A 20,893-nucleotide genomic window follows, 5' to 3' on the forward strand; every position below is an offset into this window, starting at 1 on the left:
AGCCGGAGAAGAGGACCGCGAGCGCAGCGACGACCGCGACCCGCGATCGTCCGGGGCGCGAGCGCACGAAGAAACCACGTCTACGAGACAACCAAATCCCCCCACAGGACACAGAAAGCGCAAACTCCGGGCCGACGGGACCCAGAGCACACGCACCCTACGTACCGTCCGTTCGATTTATCAGCGGAGTCTCAGATTCCCCTGACGTGACTCATGTCACTCGCCGGGCACTGCGGACGTTCGCCACCCAAAACGGACACGCGTTACCCGAAATCCTTTGACAGGATTGCAGTCGTGAAGAAAAGGTGCCGTTGACTTCTGTCCGTCTCACAGCTCAGGGGGGCCATACACGTGAGGCCGTCATTTTTCGCACCACGGACACCACGGCCGGGGGGCCTCAGACGACGGGCGCGGCGGATCGCCGTCCTGCCCGTCGCCGGAGCCGCCGTGCTCTCCATCGGAGCCGGCCTCATCACGGCGCCGCCCGCCGCGGCCGACGACGGTGCCCGCGGCCACGGGCCGCAGCGGACCACCTGGCCCGCCCCACCGCCCAAACCGGCGCCGGGTGCCCGGGAGACGGCCGTCACCAAGGCGCTCGACGAGGCCAGGACCAGCGGGAAGCGGGTGCCCATCGCCGACCTGACCACCGCGGACTCCCAGACCTTCGCCAACCCGGGCGGCACGCTGACCACCGACGCCGCGCCCGTCCCGGAGCGCCTCAAGGGCGCGGACGGTCAGTGGCGCCCACTCGACGCCACCCTCCGCGCCGCTGCGGACGGCACCGTCGTCCCGGCCGCCGTGTCCTCGAAGCTCAGCTTCTCCGGCGGTGGCACGGGCCCGATGGCCGCCATGACCACCGCCGACGGCAAGCGTCTGGCCTTCAAGGCCCCGTTCGCGCTGCCCAAACCCACGCTCGTCGGGGACAGCGCGATGTACACGAACGTCCTTCCGGACGTGGACCTGCGGCTGACGGCCAACCGGCAGGGCGGCTGGAGCCAGGTGCTCACAGTCCGCACCGCCCAGGCCGCGGCCAACCCGGCGGTCAGGAAGCTCCGGCTGGACGTCGAAGCCGACGGACTGACCGTCTCCAGCGACCCGGCGGGCAACCTCGACGTCAAGGACGCCGGCGGCCGGACGCGCTTCACCGGCCCGACCTCCTTCATGTGGGACTCGGCAGTGACTGCGCCGGCTCCGGCAGCTGCTATGGCCTCCCGCCTGAGCAAGTCGGCCGGGGCCGACGCCCCGCAGTCCGCCCCGGCCGCCGAGCAGCCGCCTGCGCCCTCCACCGCTGACGGCCCGGGCGCGGGCGCCGCCGTGAAGCCGGTCCGGACGACGGCCGACGCCAAGGGCATCGAGCTCGTTCCGGACGCGAAGCTGCTGGGCAAGGGCACCGGCCCTTGGTACATCGACCCGGGCTACAACCCGGTCCTGGACAACGGCAACCAGGCCTGGGCCCAGGTCCAGGAGGCGTACGAGAACACCAACGAGTTCAACGGCACCGAGTACGGCCAGGACAGGCCGGCCACCGGTTACTGCGGCTACAACATCGGCAACCCGCCCTGCACCGGAATCGGCCGCACCCGCGCCTACTTCCAGATCGGCTTCGACTCCAGGCTCTACAACACCGAGATCATCAACGCGACGTTCTCCGCCACCGTGGTCTCCTCCTCCAGCCCCAGCACCGCCACACCGATGGGCCTGTACGCGACCAACGCCATCGGGAACCCGACCAGCTGGAACAGGCAACCCTGCGGCACCGGCTCCACCATGCAGGGCTGCAGTCAGGTCGGGCACACCACCATGTCCGGGACCGGCCAGATCGACTTCAACGTCACGGAGCTGGCCAAGGCCGCCGCCCGGTACCAGTGGCCCACGATCACCCTCGGCCTCGCACCTGACGACGAGTACAACAAGTACTACCGGCAGCGTTTCAACAACACCCCGCACATCACCGTCGAGTACGACATCAGACCTACCGTCTGGTGGCCCCGCACCCGGCCCAGCCCCGGCTTCGCCGACACCGCCACCTCCGCCGACTGCCGCACACCCGGCACCACAAACCCGTGGGACAACCCCGGCTGGGTCGGAGCCAACAACAACATCACCCTCACCACCGCCACGTGGTCGCCCACCAATCGCCAGCTGCAGACGACCTTCCACTACTGGGACGACGACTCGGGCCGGACCAGCTTCGCCCAGACCGGCTGGAACGGCGACTACGGCGACGCCACCGTGGACGTGGGCCCGCTGACCGACGGCCACCAGTACGGCTGGACGGCGCGCACCACGGACGGAACCCTGACCAGCGGGGACACGGACTGGTGCTTCCTGCGCGTCGACCGGACGCCGCCCACCGCAGCCGTCACCTCCACCGACTTCCCCGCCTCCGGCAGCATCGACGCCCACCCCAAGCGGGTGAACGAGGAGGGCACCTTCACCCTCTCCGGCACCGACCCGGCGCCGGCCGCGGGCGGCCGCACTTCGGGCCTGGCGTGCGCGCGCTGGACGACGGACCCCGTCAAGGCGGCCGCCGTCAACTGGAAGTGCACGGACACGGAGACCGGCATCACCAAGCTCACTGACGGCAAGACCACCATCAAGCTCACCCCCCAGCGCTGGGGAACGAACTACCTCTACGTCCAGACACAGGACAACGCGGGCAACCTCTCCCAACCCGTCGCCTACAGCTTCTACGTCCCGGCCAACCCGAACAGCCCGGCGCCGATCTTCGGTGACCTCACCGGCGACCGCAAAGCCGACATCCTCCTGCCCGACAGCTCCGGCGCGCTGCGCGTGATCGGCGGCGGCACGGACCCGGCTGCGGCGCCCAGCGCCCGTCCTCAACTCGCCCCCGGCTGGAACGGCTGGAACGGCATCCACACCACCCACCGCGGCAGCCTGGGCGACAACAACGTCGACGACCTCTTCGCCCACCAGCCGGGGCAGGCCAACCTGTACCTCTACCTCAACAACGCGACCGGCGGCCTCGACGGCGCGGCCCCCGTCTCCGTGGGCAAGCCCGGCAGCTGCGTCACACCCGCCGGTGCGGCACTCGACTGCGCCGCCCACGGCTACGGCGCCGACTGGTCCAAGACCAGCCAGATCGCGGCCTTCGGCTCCCTTTCCGGAGACACCGCGAAGGACGGGGCGCTGGAGCGCACCTCCCTCGTGTTCGTCGAGAACGGCCGGCTCTGGCTCGCGGCGGCCGGAACCGCCAACAAGCTCACCACCCGCTCCATCCTGCTGTCCGCCAACGACACCCGCTGGGACGCGTACGACGTGGTCACTCCCGGCCGCGCCCAGGGAACGGACCTCCCCACCCTGTGGGCGCGATCGAAGGCAGACGGCACCCTCCACGCCTTCTCCGTCAAGGGCACGCCCCAGGCTCCCGACCTCACCGGTTTCACCAATCCGGCAGCGGGCCTGATCTCCGGCACGATCGACCCGAAGACGTACCCCCGGGTCGGCTCCGACGGAGACGTCAGCGGCGACGGGCTGCCCGACCTGTGGGCCGTCGACGCGAACCAGCAGCTGGTCGCGTTCAACGGCGCAGGCACCGCACCGAACGGCACCACCGTCCCCCACCCGACCGTCACCGGCGTCGTACCGACCCCGGTGGCGCTGGGCAACCTCAACCTGCCGACGGCCCAGTGGAAGCTGACGGGCCAGACCGGCACCACCTCCCCCGATGCGGTCGGGACCAACCACGCCACCCCCGCCGGCGTCACATTCACGGACGACACCATCGGCGGACGCGCGACCACCTACGCAGCCCTCAACGGCAAGACATCGCCGACGACCCTCACCGCGGCCCGTCCGGCCGTCGACACCCGCAGGAGCTTCACCCTCAGCACCTGGGCGAAGGCCGACGCCGCCGGCGGCGTCATCGCCAGCCAGGACGGCAACCGCAACAGCCTGCTCACCCTCTGGGCCGACCCCGGAACCAAGCGGTGGTTCTTCGCCCTCGCCCACGCCGACGAGGACGGATGGCCGTTCGACTTCACCGACTCCGTCAACGATGCTGCCCGTGTCGCCCCTGACGCGTGGGCCCGCCTTACGGCCGTCTACAACGCCGACACCGGTCGTATGAGCCTTTACGTCAACGACGTCCTTGCCGGAAGCGGCTATCACAGGGCGTCCACTAGCCCAGCCCCCAGCGGCCCGGTCGTCCTCGGCCGTTACAAGGCGAACGGGGTCGGCGACGTGTACCTCCAGAAGGGCGGCATCAGCAACTTCGCCGTCTACCCCTACGCTGCCGCCCCCACCGCGCCTGCCGCCGCGGGCCCCATGTCACTGACGGCCGCAGCCACCAACTGCGTGGACAACGACTACAACCGCACCGACGACGGCAACAAGATCCAGATCACCGGGTGCAACGGCACCGACGCCCAGAAGTTCCAGATTCGGGGCGACGGAACCATCCGCACCGCGGGCAAGTGCCTCAACGCGGTGAACGCCAGCACCGCCAACACCACGCTCATCGAGCTACGGACCTGCGACAGCTCGGCTCCGAGCCAGCAATTCCTGCCGCGGGCCGACAACAGCATCCACAACCCGGTATCCGGCCGCTGCCTCGACCTCAACAACCTCAACACCACTCCAGGGACCCAGCTGTGGCTGTATGACTGCAACAGCAGCGCGGCCCAGCGCTGGACCACCCCCACTCTGAGCACGGCCCCGCTCCCCGTGCCCACCCCGTAGTCAGATCCTCTGCTCACACACACGGTGGCCGCTCCCTTGAGTCCCAGGGAGCGGCCACCGTCTCGCTGCCGCCTCTCAGCACCGCCGACCACACCACCGACGAGGGCGCCGTCGACCACGTACGCCACGGCGCGCCGGCCTACGCCGGATCTCCCTCCGCAGACAGCAGCGGCGCGGTGAGGCAGTTGCACCCGACCACCTCGGACGGAGCGTTCGGTGACACCTCGAACGTCACCGTCACGCTCCGCTTCACCGTCGTGCGCTCCCACCACACGTTCTCGCCTAGGCGTGCGCGTACATCCCCATGCTCCTTGGTCCCGTACCGAAACTTCGCGTTCACGCCCGCCCACTGGTCCGTACGTACGAACGAGCACGTCACCAGGGTCTTTCCATCGGCCAGCCGCAGCACCGGCAGCTCGCCCCCTGCCACCTCGAAGGCATACCGCATCCCGACAAGCGGCAGCTTCTCGTGTTCGGCGTTGTACGCCTTGGCCACCTCGCTCGTCAGCTCGCCCGGAACGAAGTGCTCGCTCTCCGGCACCCCGCTGGGGGCGGAGAACGTCATGTAGCGCGCGTACCGCCCACACACCTCCCGGTCGGCGGCGGCCGTCGGCGAGAGGGACGCCGCCCCGGCATCACGAACGATCCCGGCGATCTCCTTGTCGCGCACCGCGTAGCCGAACAGGGTTTGGTGCTTCGACTCGTTCTTGCCGGGCGTCGCTGCTTCATGACCGCAGCCTTCCAGTCGCCGCCCGGAGCGTCCTGCACGAAGTAGTGCAAGGCGGTGTCTCGAGTGGCGTTGACGAAGTCGGAAGGATTCCTGCTCAAATCGACGAACGACCGCGGATAGGTCTGCTGCGCCCGCTCTGCCGGCAGGAAGAATTCGGGCCGGCCGAAACTGAAATCCGGCGCATCCACGCCCCGCAGCTTCAGCGCCTCGATGCGAGCCAGGCTCTCGGCCAGCAGGGGGTCCGGTCTCCACCGCCTCCAGTCCGGCGCTGTCACGACGATCGAGCGAGGACACTCGCTCCGACACGTAGCGGTTGAATACGCCTTCGGTAAGTCGAGGATGCGTCGGCAGGCCGTCCCCAGGGTGACCGAAGCGACCATGGCGGACAAGACGGCGTCCTGAGTGGCGACCCCGTGACTTCGTCGCGTGAGGTGGGAAGGTCGGCGTGTCGAGGTGTGGATGGGCCACGTGAGCGGGACGGATATCGTCCTGGCATGACACAAGAGTTCGATCTTTCTGCGTCTCTTGCCAGAGGCGTCGAAAGCCGTAGTGGTGCGTGGGGCTTCATCCAGGGCTTCGCTGCCCACTGGGCTGATGCACTGGAGAACGGTGATGGGTGGGCAGAGGCCGATCTCATGGCTGCCGAGGAGAGCCTGGGAATCCGGCTGCCAGCGGCGTTGCGCGAGGCGTATCTCTTGTTCGGGCGCCGACGGGATCTCACGAGCAACCACGATGTGCTGCTCGGCCCGGCCGAGCTGTATGTGGATGACACCAACCAGGCCCTGGTCTTCCGTCACGAGAACCAGGGAGCCGCGTCCTGGGGCATCCTCCTGGACAGCCTGCAGGAGGACGACCCTGCGGTGTTCATGCGAGCTGACCTTGCCGACAAGAGCGCCGAGCGGTGGGAGGAGTGGCTGGAGCGCCTTTCCCTCTGCTTCGTGGAGATCGTATTGTCTGAGTCTCTGCAGGCCGATGAAGAGCTATGCGACTTCCTCGACCCGGACGACACCAGCATCCAGCTGCTGGAGGAGAACGCCCTCCGGCTGCCCTTCCCCGCGTATCCCATCGGCGAGGAGGAACACGCCATCCGGTGGTTCCTGGGCCAGGACGTCCTTTTGCGTGACGACGACGGCATGGCCGTTCTGGCCCGCGGCCGGACGGCAGAAGACCTCGACCGCGTTCGCGACCTGATCCCGGGTGACTGGCTCAACGACTATCGCTGACCACATCCCAGGCTTCGGCCGGCCGAGTCGCCCGAGCCGGAGTCAGCCAGGACTTTGTTTGGTGCGGGCGCGGGGTGGTAACCAGTCGGCCTGGCTAACGAAGGCGTAGGCCGCCCGGAAGTTCCTCTTCAATGATCTCGACCAGCCAGTCGAAGGCGGTCGGGCCACGGCCGACGCGGGCTTCCGCGAGCCTGGCGGTCATGCGTTCCTTGTTCGTCGGATGACAGCGGGCGAGCCACATTTGGAGCTGCCGGGCAGTCTCGGGGTGCCCGAGATGCTGGCGGGAGGCTTCGTGGTCACGCCATTCGATCACGAAGTCGCCATCGTCCGGAGTCCCGAAGCCGCCGCGGAGGCAGTCAGCGAATGCGTCGAGGTTCCGGCCGAAGTAACCGCCGCAGCCGATGCTCTCGCCGGCGACCCGCCAGAAGTCCTCCAGGGTCCTGACCTGACTGCCATCCAGCACATATCTCACTGTCACAGCCGCAGAGTACGTCCAGGCTGGTGGCTTGCCTATCCGTTTTTGCACCCGTGCTGTGCAGGCAGTACCTCGCACGGCTTCGCCGGAACATGTGCGCTTGGAGAAGACTCCGTAGAGGCAACGGCGACACCGTTCTTCTCCTCTCGTCCGGTCAGGACCTGGAAGAAGCTCGGCACCGCGGCGGTCGAGTCGGTAGCTGGCCGTCGCGGCTTCGGTTCCGAATCGGCCAAGTCCACTTCGGCCCATGGACCGGCCTGCACAGGTGTGACACCGCGGGTCTCGCTCGTGCCGCGGACTGGATCCACCCACAGCTCGACTTTTGTCCGCGGACAAAAGTCGGGGTGGTGATGTTGGAGGGGATGGCACCCTATGCGGCATGCAGACAACGCCAAGGGCCCATGCCGCGTAGGCGGCCGAGCGAGCTCCGAGCCGGCTATCCCCGGCAGGGCCGCACCCAGGGCGCGCAGCCGTCCATCGACGGTCTGTCCGCGCATGCGGTATGGGACGTGGTCCGCCTCGAAGACACGAGGAACTACCTGGAGCCAGGGGATGTGATCCTGGCCCTCGACCGCTGGCAGCAGTTCGTTCGCAGCTCCGAGGGCCGGCAGTGGGACGAGTGCGAGTGGGGCGACGTGCACTGGTACTGCTGCGGCAACCCGCTGGAGGGCCGCGCTCTCCTCGACAAGGTGATGCACGCCCTGCCGCCCAGAAGTGCCCGCGAACTCCGCGCCCTCGTATCGCGGTACGACAGGCTGGCGAGCGCCCTCGCTCTCGCACGCGCCGACCTGACTTGAGGTGCGGTCGTACCGTGCGGGTCTCTCCAGTGGTGCCCGACTTTTGTCCGCGGACAAAAGTCGGGCACCACTGGAAGTCAGTCAGTGGGGTGGTCGGTGGCCGCCGCGAGGAGGGCGCGAGCTCGGGTGCGGAAGGCTTCGTCCCGGCTGATGATCTGGGTTTCCAGTCCTGAGCGGATGACCCGTGCGTCACCCTCGGCCAGTACTGCCAGCCGCTGCACCTGGGCGGCGGACAGTGCGGCTGGGCCGAGGGATTCCAAAGCGTCGCACGCACCCAAGGGGTCGGCTTCCCTCTCGGCTGCGTCGAGGACGGCGGTGGCGAGCGCGGTCCGGTCCAGGGTGCCGGTTCCTGCCACGGCGACCAGGGCTGTGGCCGCTGCCGGGACCGCGACGGGGTGGGTGAGGGCGGATTCGAGGTGTGAGGTCAAGGACCTTCCGGCCGGCCCCAGGAGTGCCGTTGCCTGGGCCGCCCGTGCAACGGACCACTGGGACCAGGGGTTCTGGGCTGCCCGGGCGAAGACCGAGTCGAGGACCGGGACCACCGTGTCGGCGTCCTGGGTGATGTGCCACAGCGCCGCGGCGAGTGCGGTGTCGGCGTCGAGGGCCGGGGTGGTCGTGTCGCCGTCCGGTTCCGTGAGCGCTGCGCGGAGTACCGGAATCAGGTCTATGGCCTGGGCGCCGAGGGTGGCTGCGATCGCTGCTGCCTGCGTGCGTTGGTGGAGGGGGCCTTCGAGCGTCTGCGCAAGGCAGCGCAGTAGGTGCTGCTCCTCGCCGGTCAGGTCGTACAGGGCCTTGGCCGCCGGGAGCGATCCGTTCTCCGCGGCGGCCATCAGCTCCCGTGCCGCCTGCCTACGCTCGTCGGTTCCGCAGTCGGTCGCGATGGCGGTGATGGCTCGGGCGGTCTGGTCCGGATGGTGAGGGAGCGCTGCGTAGAGCTGCGGCAGCGCCGCGGCTGCCCGCCCACCCCAGCCCACGACGAGGGCCGTCAGCTGCCATGGCTCGTTGCCGTGCAGCGCTTCGGGGTGGGCGAGGCGGTGTCGTACGGCGTCGAGGAGTTCGTCGTCGTACGGGAAGGCGGCATCGGCCGGCGCACGAAATCCGGCGGCGGCGTCGAGCGCGCGGGGGCGCCGCTCCAGCGCGCGGGCCAGGACCGGGGCGGCCTCGTCAGGGGCGATCAGCACGAGCGCGGCGAGAGCGCGGTCCGCACGGTCGTCTTCCTGCCCGGGATTGCGGCCGGCAAGCGGCGCCAGTACCGGAGCGGCCTGCGCGGCAACCGTCCCGAGATGACCCAGGAGCGAGGCCCCCGAAACCACGGCCTCCTCGTCGACAGCCGTGGCGACCAGAGCGGGCAGCAGCCGCTCGGGGGCGCTGCGGGACAGCATGCAGGCACGTTCGGCCGCCCACAGCGCCTCGGAACGGACCTCGGCCCGGTCGTCCCGCAGCGCAGAGTCGACCAGCGCGAACACGGCCTCCCGGTCCGCATCACCGCCGCGGCCGAGCAGCGTCTCGGTGACGGCGGCGAGCGGTTCGTTGCGTTCAAGGTCGAGTCGGTCCGCGACCAGCGGGTCGGCCGGAAGGAGGGACAACATGGTGCGGGTGTGCATGCCGGTCCATGGCACGTCCGCGTCCAGGCAGGCGAGAACCGCGGCCAGCCGCACCTGGGCCGGCTCGGCCGGGTCCAAGACGGTGGTCGCGATGGCCGCGCCCAGCGACCGGTCGAGACGGGATATCCCGGCGAGCACTTCTGCACGTACCAGAGGATCGGACTCCTGACCCCAGCGTGCGCGCAGTGCAGGGAGCACCGCCTCTGCCGTGCGCGTGTGTGACAGCGCCCAACCGGCAGCCTGCTGCACCGCCGGATCCGGGTCGTCGAGCAGCGGCAGCAACTGCGGGAGCTGCTCGGCTGCGGCCGCCCGTACCGTGCCCGGTGGCACGCCGTACTCGTCGTCGCTCTCGGCCATGCCGCCGAGCAGTGCAAGGACATCCACCTTCCGGTGGCCGGCAGCCGCGATCCGCGCCAGGAAGGGGATGACCTCGGCGGTGGCGGAGTAGACGGTCCCTTGGTGGAGCACGCTCCCGTACAACTCCGACAGGGCCTCGTCAGCCGCCGCCTCGTCGGCTCCGGCCAGGGCCCGCAGCAGGTCGGGGAGATCTTCGGCGCTGCCGTAGGCGTGGGAGAGACGGGACCAGGGGCGACCGTCGAGGCCGTCGAGTGCGCGTGCGAGTGCCATGCGGTGCATCGTGCCAGGCAGGTCCGACACCACAGGCCTGTGGGACTTGGGGAGGACCGGTCCGGCGCCTGCACAGCACGCACTTGGGACGGCCCCCGAGATCGCGGTACTCACGCCGACTTTTGTCCGCGGACAAAAGTCGGGCCCCTGGGGGGCGATCAGGGCTGGCCTGCAGGGTGGCCTCGGCCCCAGGTCGCCAGCGGCAGAACCCGACCGTCTATCGCCATCGACTGATGCAGCGCGACCATGCGATCTCCCTCACAGACACCCCCAGCTACGTGCGGCATATAAGCCTGGAATTGCGGGGTTCCGCCTCGATCCCGCAGGGCCGCCGGATCTCGGTCGACCGAGGCGGGACGCGGCTGGCAGGGTGTGGGTCATGAGTTCCGAGCCTCCGCATCCCACACCTGTCCGCCACCATGACCACGGCACGTGGCTGGTCGAGTTCACCGGTCGGGTGCTCGTCGTCTGCCCGCGGTGCGGGGGCCGCGCGACCGTCGTGCCTCTGCCGCGCCTGGCGAAGCCGAAGTACTTCAGTGCCCTGCTCTTTCAGCCCCGCCGCCTGACGTGTGCCGGCTGCGGCGCGGTCGCCGAGTGGACGGCCGAGGAACGGGATGCCTGCCTGGTCGGCGCCGTGCCGGGTGGCACAGAAGACCCCTTCTTCCGGCGTCCGCTCTGGCTGCAGACCCGCTGCGCGGGACGGATCCTGTGGGCCTACAACGAGGAGCACATCGAAGCGCTTGCCGCGTACGTGGGCGCCCAGCTGCGCGAGCGGTACACCTCCCCGACGAGGTCGATGTTCGCCCGCCTTCCGGCCTGGATGAAGTCCTCGGATCGGCGCGAGGAGGTGCTTGTCGGCCTCACCACCCTCGGAAGGCTTGCCCAGCTTTCGGCCCCCGCCGACCGCTCCGACGCGGCGTACGAACGCGGCGACCGCCCGCGCCACCACGGCAGTGTGCTCTTCCGCGGCGGCCCGTACTAGAGCCTGTCCTCCGACGGGGATTTGCCAGCAGGGCCGGTCTTCGCCCCTGAGCGGTCTCTCCGACCGTCGCGCTTTGTGGGGGTGCCCGGCCATGACCGCGTGGCACCGCCATACTCGGAGCGGGCCAGAGAGAGTAGGTGCCATATGGGCAGCACGGTGGTGCCGTTGGCGATCGCTTTCCTGGGCATCGTCGGCACGCTCTTGTCAGGACTCATGACGCAGAGGCTCGCCGAGAAGACGAAGTCCAAGGAGTTGGGCCATGCCGATCGGCAACGTGCCGAGGAACGGCTGTACGAGGCCGAGCGTGCGAGGGAGGAGGCCGTTCGGACCTGCTGCATCATGCTGAACACCGCTTCACTGGACTATCACTCCGAGCTGAACAACTTCTGGTACGCGCTCCGGGCCGGCCACGTTACGGATGACCTGAGGTCGCGTCTGGACGACGCGCGGCGCGAGCACCGGGCGCGGTACTCAGAGGCACAAATGCGGGTCCCGGACGGAGTGCTCGGCGCCGCCGACGACGTCTACCGCAGGCTCAGCCGGATCTATGGAGTCCTCAAGCGTCTCGACGGCGGGATCCCGCCGCGCCGGGAAGGCGAGTCCCTTGAGCAGGCGCACGCTCAGATCGTGGAGCTTTGGAACCAGCTCAGCGAGATGCGCCGAATCATGCGACGGAGCATCGGCGTCCCCGCCCAAGGACCGAGAGATCAGTAGCGTGACCGCTCACTGGGGCGTTCGAGCATCTACGAGCGCAGCATCCCTAGTGCGTCAGCCAAGGTCACGGGGCCATCGCTCCACGAGCAGACCTCCAGCCAAGACAAGTACCCGTTCCGCGCGAACGCCAGGACCTCACCGATGCAGTGCTCAGCCGTGTCGTAGAGCTGAACTTCGGCCGCCACCAGGGTGCCGACGGGAAGCGGCGCCGCCGCCACGGTGTCCGTGTCCAGGTCGAAGTCCGTCGTACCGCAGCCGCACGAACAGCGTCCAGCCACCCGTAGGTGCGGTACTTGTCGGCGGAGCGCGAGGTGAGTCGCGTCCTCCGTGCCGAGAAGCACGTCGAGCGCGTCGGCAACATCGGAGGGCAACCCAAGCGTCATACCCGCACCGTATCTGGCCTCCGGTGTCCCGTCTCAGACCTTTCAGGTGTGGGGCCGTTGACCTGTGGGGTGACGGGTTGAATCGCGACTTACTGGTGGGATGGCGGGGCGCCGCGGAAGCCCCGTGGGCGGTGCCGCTGGCGTGTCTCATGGATCATGGCGAGGGTGATGCCGCCTGACCAGGGCCTTGTCAGTATGGCGAGACGCTTGATGCCCGGTTTCGCACTGAAGATGGCTGTTTCCCGATCAGAGGCCGCAGCAGTGGATGCGTTCAGGAAGGATGTCGCCGCTGACGATCCTGGAGCTGCCGACGGGCGGTCGACCAAACGACCTCGAACTCATTGGCCGACAACCGCTGCGGGTCGTGCCCCTCCCACTCAGAGATGGGCAGCTCGGCGGTCCGACCATAGACGCTCTCGTATTCGGCCAACCGACCGTCTCTCTGGGCTTCTTGCCACTCGACCAGTGAGGCAGCGGCCAATGCCTTGTTTCCGGGCTCCTGCACTTCGACTTGCCGGATCACGTACCCATCGGTGTCCAGCTCGAAGTAGAACCAGACGGCTTCCTCGCCCCAGAAACAGCGAACCCAGGTCACTGGTTCACCGTGTCGAAGGGTTCGTCGTGCCAGCGCCAGTCGGCGGTTCCGTCGTCGTGGATGTGCAGCATGAACTCCGCGACCGGGCTGCCGTCGGGGAACGTCATGGTGAGCGCATTGCGGATCTGGGTGTAGCAGGCGTCGGCCTGCTCCCAGTCCTCCTCGTCGACAGCTCGCTCTTGCTCACGGAAGAGAAGGCGGAACTGTTCAAAGCCAGGGAGCGTCTCGACTTCGGCGTGAGTCCAGGGCATGTCGGCGCCGGTAACCGTCAGCCGGGCGATCTCCTGGTCACCGTGGTGGAGCCGCCAGTTGCTGCCGGTGGTCAGGTTCGGGTCGGTCATGTCCCCATGATGGCGATCACCACTGACAGGCGGGGAGCAGGGTCACGGCACCTTCTCGATCATGCGTGACCACCTCACGCAGTGGAGGCTGGTGGGGTGCGACGTTGAGTCGCTGCGCCGCTTCGATGGGCATTTAAGGATGGGCTCGCCAGTATGCCGAGGTGAACAGGCCGGTGAGGACGACGGCTTCCGGGTAGGTGGCCAGCTCGATCCGGACTTCGGAGGGACGGCGAGGATCACCGAACTGGTCCTCGCCCAACACGTCGAGTCGCCGGTTCCAGCGCTGCCGCAGTGGCTCACCGCTGCTCTCTGGCATACGCGCCGTCGGGCGCGGAGCCGACTTTTGTCCGCGGACAAAAGTTGAGGGCTCCCCCGCGCGTGCGGTGGAGCCCTCAACTCGGGTCAGCGGGTCTAGCTCCGCTGGCTGTTGCTCTCGATCAGGAGCATGGTCAGCTCAGCCCGGTGCTTGGCCGACATGTTCGCCCAGATCACCTCGCACACAGCCTTCGGGTCCTGCCACGGAACCGAGGTGGCTTCCACTGCCCTGCCCTGCGCAGGGATGACTCCCTCGGACTCGCGCTCCCCCACCGGCTCCGCACGTACGGGTTCAGCGAGGACCGGTGCCGGCACCGTCGCCTCGGCCACGGGTGCGGTAGCCGGCTCATCAGCCGGAATCGGCGCTTCCGTACGCGGTGAGGCTGGGCTCGGGGTCTCCCGACTTTTGTCCGCGGACAAAAGTCGGGCGGGTGCCTGGGTGTGCTCCGGGTTGTCCACCACTCCCCCGGCGTCGGGCGCCGCGGGTTCCGCGCGTACCGGCGCCGGCTCCTGGGCAGCGCTGCGCAGGATTTCGCGCTGGGCCTCCTTGGCCTGGGCTTCCTGTGCCTTGGTCTCCTTGAGGAGGTCCAGCAGCTCGGCCGCGCTCACGCCCGGTCGGTCCTTGGCCGCCCGGGCCAGAGCGCGCCCGTCCCGCTCGGGCAGCTCCCCCGAGCTGAGCATCTGCTGGATCTCCTCCGGGAGCTCCAGCAGCACGAGCTGGTTGGTCACCCACGACGGCGACTTGCCCAGCCGCTCCGCCGCTCGGGACTTCGCCCCGTGCTCGCGGCCCTGCTCCGCGCACGTGTCGACGAGCTGCTGCACGCCGCGGGCGCGCTCGATCACGTCGAAGTCCTCGCGTTCGAGGTTCTCGGCGAGGAGGTGGTCGATGAAGTCCGTGCGGGAGCCGGCGAGGTCGTCGCGTACGACGAAGTCCAGCGCTTCCAGACCCACGTGCAATGCGCTGCGGAAGCGGCGCTCGCCGTTGATCAGGATGTACGTGGCCGCCCCGATCCGGGACTCGTGGTCGGGCCACAGCCCGAGGTATGCGCTGCGGCTGACCACGACGCAGGCGGAGAGCTGGGCCTGGCGCAGCTCCTCGCCGAAGCGGGTCAGGTCATCGTCCGTGCCGAAGTTGCGGCGCGGGTTGAGGGGGGTCGGGGAGACCTGGTCCAGGGGGACTCGGATCAGTTCGTACGCCGGCAGGTCGCCCTGGGCGATGGCCTTGGCCCGCCCGCGCTCGCTGCGGCCGCCGCTGGTGCGGCGGGCGTTGCTGAAGGCAGCGCCGGTGCCGAGGAGGTCGCTCTTGCTCATGCCGCGATCCTCCGGGCGATCTCGCGCATGGCCTCCGACTGCTCGCAGTCGGGTGCGTAGTGCAGCAGGGGCAGCTTCACGCGCACCGCTTCGCGCTGCTCCTTGAGGTCGGCGATGACGGTGATGACCGGCGGGTCCCCGAACTCCTTCCAGCTGTTGAGGGAGGAGGTGACGACGTAGCCCTTGCGGCTGTCGTAGAGGTTGACGACGAAGCCGAGCTGGGCGATCTCGATGTCGAGGTCGTCGATCAGGTCTTCGAGCTGCTCGCTGAGCATGTCGTACGCGTCGGCGGAGGTGTCCTCGGCCTGGACGGGGACGATGATGCCGGAGGTCTTCGGGGCTTCGCCCTCGCGGGTCCGGGCGTAGTAGAGCGCGGTGTCCATGGTGTATCCGAGGCTGGGAGGGCAGTCGACGACGATGTAGTCGAACTCCTTCTCCAGCTCCTCCAGCGCCTTCTCCAGGGCGGTTTCCTTCGTCCGGACGTGGCGGGTGGTGGCCAGCCGGGCGTCGAGGAGGAAGGCGTCCTTGCAGGACGGCAGCAGGAAGAGGCGGCCGGCGAAGACCCCGTGCTCGATGGGCACGAGGAGCTCCCGCACCCGGCCCTCGATCTCGCCGAGCATGTGCTTGGCGAGGCTCGGCTCCTTGATGCCGAGCATCTCGGCGCCCAGGTGGCGGGTCAGGTGTCCCTGCGGGTCGAAGTCGATGACGCAGACGCGGGCACCGGTCTCGGCGAGGGCCTGGGAGAGGCCGTTGCTGATGGCGCTCTTGCCTACGCCGCCCTTCTGGTTGCAGACCACGATCCGGCGGGCGCCCTCGTGGGGGGGCCTGCGCCGACCGGCGGGGGAGGGATGGGTGTCGAGCCACAGCCGGATCGACTGGGCGACGCCCTGGTTGTACGGAACCTCCCGTACCCGGCAGTCCTCCTTGAAGTCCCCGTACAGGCCGGTGGGCAGGTACGTGGAGAACGAGGAGGCGCCCGAGGTGTCCACGGGAGTCGCCGCGGAGGCATCGGCACGCCAGGCGTGGATGCCTTCGGTGACGGCGTCCTGGATGTCTACGCCCAACTGTGCTGCGCGGACCTTGAGTTCCTGCCGCAGGGACGCGGGCAGCTTGGCGACTACCTTTTCCCTGACTTCCGGATCGTATGGAGCGGTCATGCGGGTACCTTACTAACCTCCAGGGCGGAAGGCGAAGAGACACACCGGACACAATCCGTCTCTTTGCGCATCCCGCACCCCACTTCGGCGTGGTGTGCTCGCCGACCCCGAGCTCTGGTCAGGCTCCGGGGCGGGCATGGACCTCGGGTGCCCCTCGCCCCGCCGACAGCTCTGCGGTGAATGGTTCACTTGGCCGATGGCCTGGCCGACTGGGGAGGGTGTGTGGAGGATCCGGGTTTCCGTGTGCTGCTGAAGGATGTCGGTGACAGGAAGGTCGACCTGATGCGCGCTGTCCGTGCCGTGACCGCCCTCAGTCTCTGGAGCAGCAAGATTCTGCTGGACCAGGTGCCGACAGAGGTGACGGAGCCGAACTGGTTCGAGGTCGCAGAAGAGGTTGCCGGGCGTCTTGAGGACGCAGGCGCACGGGTGGCTGTGATGTGTGACTGGTGCGACCGTGTCATTCCACGCGGGGCTGGTCCTGTCGATCCCGGCCCGTGCAAGGGGCCCTGGCCCGAGGGCACCTGCCGGGCGAGCCGTTAACGGCGCCGGGGCATTCAGCCAGCGGCTGGCAGGGGGCTAGGGTCTCCTGCAACCAGGCGCTGCGGCACTCCCGTGCAAGCCGTGCCCTACTCCGGACTCTCCAGCCAGGCTGCGACTTCCATCGAATTTCTCAGCTCGTCTTCGAAGTCGGCGGAGTAGGCCTTGGCGAGCGTCTGACGGATGTCGACGGCCTCCCGGATGGCGGTCAGGCCCTCCTCCCGCCGCCCCGCCGCTCCCAGCTCGACGGCCAGGTTGGTCAAGGACATGGCCAGGTCGGGGAGGCGGCCCGGGTTCGTTTGCGCGAGTGCCCGGTTGTGGTCGACCACTTCGCGGCTGCTGCCCAGGCTCTCCTCGCGCCGGCCCATCTCTCCCAGGTCGACCGCCAGGTTGTTCAAGGCATCGGCGAGGCCGGGCAGGTACACGTCTGGATTCACCCGCGCCAATGCGCGGTAGAGCTCGACCGCCTCACGGATCGCGGTGAGACCGTCCTCCCGTCGACCCGCGTCAGCCAGCCGAATGGACAGATTGTTCAAAGCATCGGCGAGGTTGGGCAGGTGGACGTCCGGGTTCACCCGGGCCAGTGCACGATAGAGCTCGACCGCTTCCCGGATGGCGCTCAGGCCGTCCTCCTGTCGTCCCACCGCAGCCAACCGGCTGGACGAGTTGTTCAGGGCTGAGGCGAGGCCGGGGAGGTAGGCGTCCGGGTCTCCCTCGGCCAACGTACGGCGAATGGCAACGGCCTCCTCGACCGCCGCCAGCGCCTCGTGCCGCCTGTCGGCCGCCCCCAGCCGGATGGACAGGTTGTTCAGCGTCATGGCGAGGCGGGGGAAGTGAGCGTCCGGGTCCGCCTCGGCCAACGTGCGGCGGATACCGACGGCCTTCTCGATCGCGGCCAGGGCCTCCGCCCGCCGCCCCGTCTCTCCCAACCGGATGGAGAGATCGTTCAGCGAGTCGGCGAGCCTGGGCAGGTTTTCGGTCTGGCCCGTTTCAGTCAGAGCGCCGTATCGGTCCGTGAGCGCCTGTGCAAGGTCGGCGGCCGTACCCGCGAGGCGCTGACTGGACCGGGGAATCCATCGCTGCAGAGTGGTGAGGTCCTCCACTGATGTGGCGAGGTCTTCCGTGAGCTCGTCAACGGCGGCGATGAGGGGGGCCGGGTGATCGGTCTGGGTGGCGGTGGTGATGATCTGCCCGGCCAGTCGGCGGTGGTGGCGTACACAGAGAGCAGTCAGTCGGGCGTCCAGGCGGTCGTGGAAGACAGGGTGGGCGGCAGCGCGGCTGTAGACGGTCAGCAACTGCGCGCTCTGGGTGTCGTCGGCGCCGTCCAGGAGGAGCTCGGCGAGGACCGGGGTCTCGTCGAGGGTGCGTCCGATGTGCCGTTCGGCGAGCCGGTCGGGCTGCAATGCGCCCCATGGCGGCCCGGCCTTGGCCGTAGCCGGGTACAGGTCCGCAATCCAGGCGGTGACCGCGTCGCGCCGGTCACGCGGCTGGTCGGCCAACGCCGGCAGTCGGCGCCACATCTCGTCGGCATGTTCGTGGTCGGCTGCACCAACCAGATGCGCGGCGGCCAGCGCGCGCTCCAACGTCTTGGCAGTCAGTCCGGGCACGAGACCGCAGATGCCGGCCCTGTTCTGCCAGTAACGCTGTTCGTGTCCCAGTAGCCGGTCCTCCAGCATCTCGGCCTGCCCGGGCACCTCACTGCGCTGGATGGAACTGTCCGCTGCGTCGGCCCCCGGCTCGCCGCCCTCGGGCTCGGCGGCACCGCGCTCGGCGGCATCGAGGAGGTCTGCGAGCGCAGTCATGTGGAGAGTGAGGGCGTTGCCGTAACCGTCCTGTTGGAGCGGGGGCGGTTTCAGGTCGGCTGCCGCGGCTGTCCAGTCGTGGCCGGCCATCCCGTCCACCCCTGGCAGTACGGAGGCCAGGGCGCGGGCAGCGGTGCGGTACGCCTCCTGCCGATCCGCCGGGTTGCCCTCCAGCGGCGCCAGCAGAAGGGCGGGGGCGTTGGCGAGGTAGTCCTGGGCGAGGCTGGTGGCGGTGGCGGCGCGACTCCACCAGTCACCCGCGGTCCGGGCCAGCAGCAGTACCTTCAGGGGCGTTGTGCCGGGGTGCTCGACGGCGGCCTCCACCAGCGCGGAGAGCTGGTCAGCACGAGTCTCCGCGTAGTCGAGTACGACCAGCAGTGGTTTGGAGACGTGCCGGAGCTTCCGCAGTTCGGCCGCGCTGGCTGCCGGGCGGGGCCACAGTACGGCCCACCCGTCGCCGGCCAGCAGGTTGGCGAGATGGTGGGCGAGGCGGGTCTTGCCCTGCCCCCCGGGCCCGTGCAGCAGCCAGGCTCCGAAGCCACCCAGCGTGCACCACGCCCGTAGCCGTTCGATCAGATCCTCGCGACCATGAAAAGGGACGGCCTGCCGCGTGGCCTGCAAGAGAGCCGAGGGCGAGCGCAAGCCGTTCGGCGTCGGCCGGGAGGAGGTATCGGAGAGGTCCTGGAACTCCACCCCCTCCAAACCGTTGGGGGTGGGGCTGTGTTCTGTGAGGGCGGCGCGAAAGGCTGCATCGTGGTGCAGGACGTACGCGGGCACCACGTTGAGCTGCCCGTGCCCCGAATGGGCACGATCGGAGGCGACGACACCGGCGAGCAGGCGGTCGCAGAACATCGCCGCCCCTGAGAGGCCGCCGTAGGGCGACGTGCCGACCTGGGACCACTGCGGGGGGTGCTGGTGGACGTCCATCACATACCGGTTGTCGACGAACCCGGTGCCCGGGTTCACTGCCCCGCTGAACTGGCCTGCCTCCACCTTCGTCCTGGCCCCGGCCCCCCGGCCGGTGCCCGCACAACCACCCGCCGCCGTACCGGTTCCGGCCCCTGGCCGCTGGGCGACCTCCGGCACCCCCCAGGTCTCGCAGCCGGTAGCGGGCCGGTCCGTCACCAGACGCCCCCAGCGCACCGCCTCTGTCGGTGTCTGCCACCGTTCGTCGTCGTCCACGAGGACCAGCGCAGCATCATCCCGGCCGCCTGGTGCGCCGCACCACACCACCGTCCCGCCCACCGTGTGCTCCGTCCCGGGGCGGAACACTTCCACCCGCTCGTCCGCCCGGACGACGACATGAGCGGAGGTCAGCACCAGTCGGCCACCCACCGCGTACCCCGAACCCGGCCCACCAGGCCCGGTTACTCCCGCCAGCCGCAGCCGTTCCACCCTTCGGCACCCCCCGTACAGGTCAGTCTGGGATGCGGTCGGAATTGTCGCCCGGCCCCGATGGGCGGTCGGGCGCTCCACTAACCAGTAGTTCGCGACCGCCGACACTCCTCGGCGTCAACGTGAACGACACCCTGTGCGTCCGGCCCCGAGACACCCCGGCCTCCGTCTCCGCCCCGACCGCCCACAGCTTGAATCCGGCCTTGGCCTTCGCATCGGCCCTCAGCTCCACCTCGAACTCCATCGCCACGGGTCCCACGGCAAACACCACATCCGGATGCTCACCGCCCGCCGCCGCTGCTGCGATCAGCTCGTCCCGTACTGCGGCCACCGCCTGTACCAGTGGGATATCCACCGTGCCACCCCTGATCGACATACCGTCACACCCGACTCCGTCACGGTAGGGCGGTTGGCCCCGCTCCTGCAGAGATACGCAACAACTCATACCCCCTGGCTACCGGTCGGCCCCGCGTGCCGACCGAACTCCCCGCCGACAACCCATCTCTGCTACGGGCTCTTGCTCGCTGCAAACTGCGGACCGTACATCCCAGGGGCCAGCCCCTGGACCCCGCCAGCGCCTAGGCCGCGCTGGACCGGCCTTGGCATGGGGGGCTGCTCGCCCCCCAGACCCCCTCGCCAGGCGCTTGGGCGCCCTGGACCCGCTCCCCCTCGCGCCCTGCCCCGGCTCCCTGACGGTCGCCGGTGCACCCCTCGGGCGCAGGGCGCCCTCACTGGACACGAGGGCCACGGCGAAGAGTGGTTGCTGTGAGCTGTGGCAGGGGTGGGGGTTGCGATGCCGCACAGAAAGTACAGCACTCGTGAAGTGCGCGTGCGTTGGCTGGTGCATCAGTGGGGGAGAGAAGGGGCAGCAACCCGTTCGTGCATGGGTCGGACGGACTCGTACCAGCGCCGCGGTCATGCTGAGGTCACAGCAGGCCGGAGTCGGCTGATGCGGGCGGTCCCGTTGCTCTTTAGTAAGAGGGCGCGGCGATTTCAGGCCTCTGACCTGCGGGTTTGCCAGAGGGAGTGTGTCGCCCAGGACACATTTGGACTCCCGAAGTGTGTACCTGGCGAGCACATTTCGCCGAAAACTCAAGCAGCGCTTGAGTTTTCGGGGCGGCCAACAGGCTGTGGATCACCGCAGGTCACAGCGTCGGGCTGACACACGCACAGAGCTCGCGCACACCCCCAGACCCCTCCCGAA

At 69.1% G+C, this 20,893-nt stretch carries 17 protein-coding genes; 6 read left to right on the top strand and 11 right to left on the bottom strand.

Annotated elements, in window-relative coordinates:
• Nucleotides 1–447 precede the first annotated feature (447 nt).
• Nucleotides 448–4,701 carry a ricin-type beta-trefoil lectin domain protein gene (locus tag AC0666_RS27575; protein WP_478708496.1) on the top strand — a complete coding sequence of 1,418 codons (4,254 nt, stop codon included), beginning with the start codon at nucleotides 448–450 and terminating at the stop codon, nucleotides 4,699–4,701.
• 139 nt (nucleotides 4,702–4,840) lie between these two features.
• Here the strand turns inward: AC0666_RS27575 and AC0666_RS27580 are convergent, their stop codons facing one another.
• Complete coding sequence (locus tag AC0666_RS27580) at nucleotides 4,841–5,371, bottom strand: hypothetical protein (protein WP_478708497.1); 531 nt, start codon at nucleotides 5,369–5,371, stop codon at nucleotides 4,841–4,843.
• 554 nt (nucleotides 5,372–5,925) lie between these two features.
• Here AC0666_RS27580 and AC0666_RS27585 point away from each other — a divergent pair.
• Complete coding sequence (locus AC0666_RS27585; RefSeq protein ID WP_478708498.1) at nucleotides 5,926–6,654, top strand: SMI1/KNR4 family protein; 729 nt, start codon at nucleotides 5,926–5,928, stop codon at nucleotides 6,652–6,654.
• 94 nt (nucleotides 6,655–6,748) lie between these two features.
• Here the strand turns inward: AC0666_RS27585 and AC0666_RS27590 are convergent, their stop codons facing one another.
• Nucleotides 6,749–7,132, bottom strand: coding sequence for a barstar family protein (locus tag AC0666_RS27590; RefSeq protein WP_478708499.1), 384 nt, complete (start codon nucleotides 7,130–7,132; stop codon nucleotides 6,749–6,751).
• 398 nt (nucleotides 7,133–7,530) lie between these two features.
• Between AC0666_RS27590 and AC0666_RS27595 the strand changes: the two genes are divergently transcribed.
• A complete protein-coding gene (locus tag AC0666_RS27595; protein WP_478708500.1) occupies nucleotides 7,531–7,926 on the top strand; it encodes a hypothetical protein in 396 nt (131 codons plus the stop codon).
• A 77-nt stretch (nucleotides 7,927–8,003) separates the two neighbouring features.
• Here the strand turns inward: AC0666_RS27595 and AC0666_RS27600 are convergent, their stop codons facing one another.
• Nucleotides 8,004–10,157: a HEAT repeat domain-containing protein gene (locus AC0666_RS27600; RefSeq protein ID WP_478708501.1), complete on the bottom strand. Its 2,154-nt coding sequence runs from the start codon at nucleotides 10,155–10,157 to the stop codon at nucleotides 8,004–8,006.
• Between the two features lie 379 nt (nucleotides 10,158–10,536).
• On the opposite strand from AC0666_RS27600, the gene AC0666_RS27605 reads away from it, so the two are divergent.
• Nucleotides 10,537–11,139 carry a hypothetical protein gene (locus tag AC0666_RS27605; protein ID WP_468587039.1) on the top strand — a complete coding sequence of 201 codons (603 nt, stop codon included), beginning with the start codon at nucleotides 10,537–10,539 and terminating at the stop codon, nucleotides 11,137–11,139.
• A 144-nt stretch (nucleotides 11,140–11,283) separates the two neighbouring features.
• Nucleotides 11,284–11,853: a hypothetical protein gene (locus tag AC0666_RS27610; RefSeq protein WP_478708502.1), complete on the top strand. Its 570-nt coding sequence runs from the start codon at nucleotides 11,284–11,286 to the stop codon at nucleotides 11,851–11,853.
• 29 nt (nucleotides 11,854–11,882) lie between these two features.
• Here the strand turns inward: AC0666_RS27610 and AC0666_RS27615 are convergent, their stop codons facing one another.
• From AC0666_RS27615 to AC0666_RS27640, 6 genes are all read right to left on the bottom strand, one after another.
• Nucleotides 11,883–12,236 (bottom strand): hypothetical protein, encoded by a 354-nt coding sequence (locus AC0666_RS27615; protein ID WP_468587035.1) that lies wholly within the window; start codon nucleotides 12,234–12,236, stop codon nucleotides 11,883–11,885.
• A gap of 271 nt (nucleotides 12,237–12,507) precedes the next feature.
• Nucleotides 12,508–12,831, bottom strand: coding sequence for a hypothetical protein (locus AC0666_RS27620; RefSeq protein WP_478708503.1), 324 nt, complete (start codon nucleotides 12,829–12,831; stop codon nucleotides 12,508–12,510).
• On the bottom strand, nucleotides 12,828–13,172 hold the full coding sequence (locus AC0666_RS27625) for a hypothetical protein (RefSeq protein ID WP_468972644.1): 345 nt from the start codon (nucleotides 13,170–13,172) through the stop codon (nucleotides 12,828–12,830). Before AC0666_RS27625 ends, AC0666_RS27620 begins: the two co-directional genes overlap by 4 nt.
• 133 nt (nucleotides 13,173–13,305) lie before the next feature.
• On the bottom strand, nucleotides 13,306–13,488 hold the full coding sequence (locus AC0666_RS27630; protein WP_478708504.1) for a hypothetical protein: 183 nt from the start codon (nucleotides 13,486–13,488) through the stop codon (nucleotides 13,306–13,308).
• Nucleotides 13,489–13,583: 95 nt separating this feature from the next.
• Nucleotides 13,584–14,798, bottom strand: coding sequence for a ParB/RepB/Spo0J family partition protein (locus tag AC0666_RS27635; protein ID WP_478708505.1), 1,215 nt, complete (start codon nucleotides 14,796–14,798; stop codon nucleotides 13,584–13,586).
• Nucleotides 14,795–15,955 (bottom strand): ParA family protein, encoded by a 1,161-nt coding sequence (locus tag AC0666_RS27640; protein WP_478708506.1) that lies wholly within the window; start codon nucleotides 15,953–15,955, stop codon nucleotides 14,795–14,797. The genes AC0666_RS27635 and AC0666_RS27640 overlap by 4 nt, the downstream gene beginning before the upstream one ends.
• Nucleotides 15,956–16,198: 243 nt before the next feature.
• On the opposite strand from AC0666_RS27640, the gene AC0666_RS27645 reads away from it, so the two are divergent.
• The gene (locus tag AC0666_RS27645; protein WP_478708507.1) at nucleotides 16,199–16,495 is read left to right on the top strand and encodes a ribosomal protein L7/L12; all 297 of its coding nucleotides are present in this window, start codon (nucleotides 16,199–16,201) and stop codon (nucleotides 16,493–16,495) included.
• An 86-nt stretch (nucleotides 16,496–16,581) separates the two neighbouring features.
• Here the strand turns inward: AC0666_RS27645 and AC0666_RS27650 are convergent, their stop codons facing one another.
• Nucleotides 16,582–19,614: a tetratricopeptide repeat protein gene (locus AC0666_RS27650; protein WP_478708508.1), complete on the bottom strand. Its 3,033-nt coding sequence runs from the start codon at nucleotides 19,612–19,614 to the stop codon at nucleotides 16,582–16,584.
• Nucleotides 19,615–19,711: 97 nt separating this feature from the next.
• The gene (locus AC0666_RS27655) at nucleotides 19,712–20,065 is read right to left on the bottom strand and encodes a trypco2 family protein (protein WP_468972655.1); all 354 of its coding nucleotides are present in this window, start codon (nucleotides 20,063–20,065) and stop codon (nucleotides 19,712–19,714) included.
• Between the last annotated feature and the right edge of the window lie 828 nt (nucleotides 20,066–20,893).

The sequence above is a fragment of the Streptomyces sp. NPDC043680 genome (assembly GCF_056436685.1).

What these genes read in the sequence shown, in the direction of transcription:
- AC0666_RS27595 (WP_478708500.1), top strand. Translation starts at nt 7,531, where the DNA reads ATGCCGCGTAGGCGGCCGAGCGAGCTCCGAGCCGGCTATCCCCGGCAG.
- AC0666_RS27640 (WP_478708506.1), bottom strand. Translation starts at nt 15,955, where the DNA reads ATGACCGCTCCATACGATCCGGAAGTCAGGGAAAAGGTAGTCGCCAAG.
- AC0666_RS27610 (WP_478708502.1), top strand. Translation starts at nt 11,284, where the DNA reads ATGGGCAGCACGGTGGTGCCGTTGGCGATCGCTTTCCTGGGCATCGTC.
- AC0666_RS27600 (WP_478708501.1), bottom strand. Translation starts at nt 10,157, where the DNA reads ATGGCACTCGCACGCGCACTCGACGGCCTCGACGGTCGCCCCTGGTCC.
- AC0666_RS27615 (WP_468587035.1), bottom strand. Translation starts at nt 12,236, where the DNA reads ATGACGCTTGGGTTGCCCTCCGATGTTGCCGACGCGCTCGACGTGCTT.
- AC0666_RS27605 (WP_468587039.1), top strand. Translation starts at nt 10,537, where the DNA reads ATGAGTTCCGAGCCTCCGCATCCCACACCTGTCCGCCACCATGACCAC.
- AC0666_RS27655 (WP_468972655.1), bottom strand. Translation starts at nt 20,065, where the DNA reads ATGTCGATCAGGGGTGGCACGGTGGATATCCCACTGGTACAGGCGGTG.
- AC0666_RS27625 (WP_468972644.1), bottom strand. Translation starts at nt 13,172, where the DNA reads ATGACCGACCCGAACCTGACCACCGGCAGCAACTGGCGGCTCCACCAC.
- AC0666_RS27585 (WP_478708498.1), top strand. Translation starts at nt 5,926, where the DNA reads ATGACACAAGAGTTCGATCTTTCTGCGTCTCTTGCCAGAGGCGTCGAA.
- AC0666_RS27630 (WP_478708504.1), bottom strand. Translation starts at nt 13,488, where the DNA reads ATGCCAGAGAGCAGCGGTGAGCCACTGCGGCAGCGCTGGAACCGGCGA.
- AC0666_RS27635 (WP_478708505.1), bottom strand. Translation starts at nt 14,798, where the DNA reads ATGAGCAAGAGCGACCTCCTCGGCACCGGCGCTGCCTTCAGCAACGCC.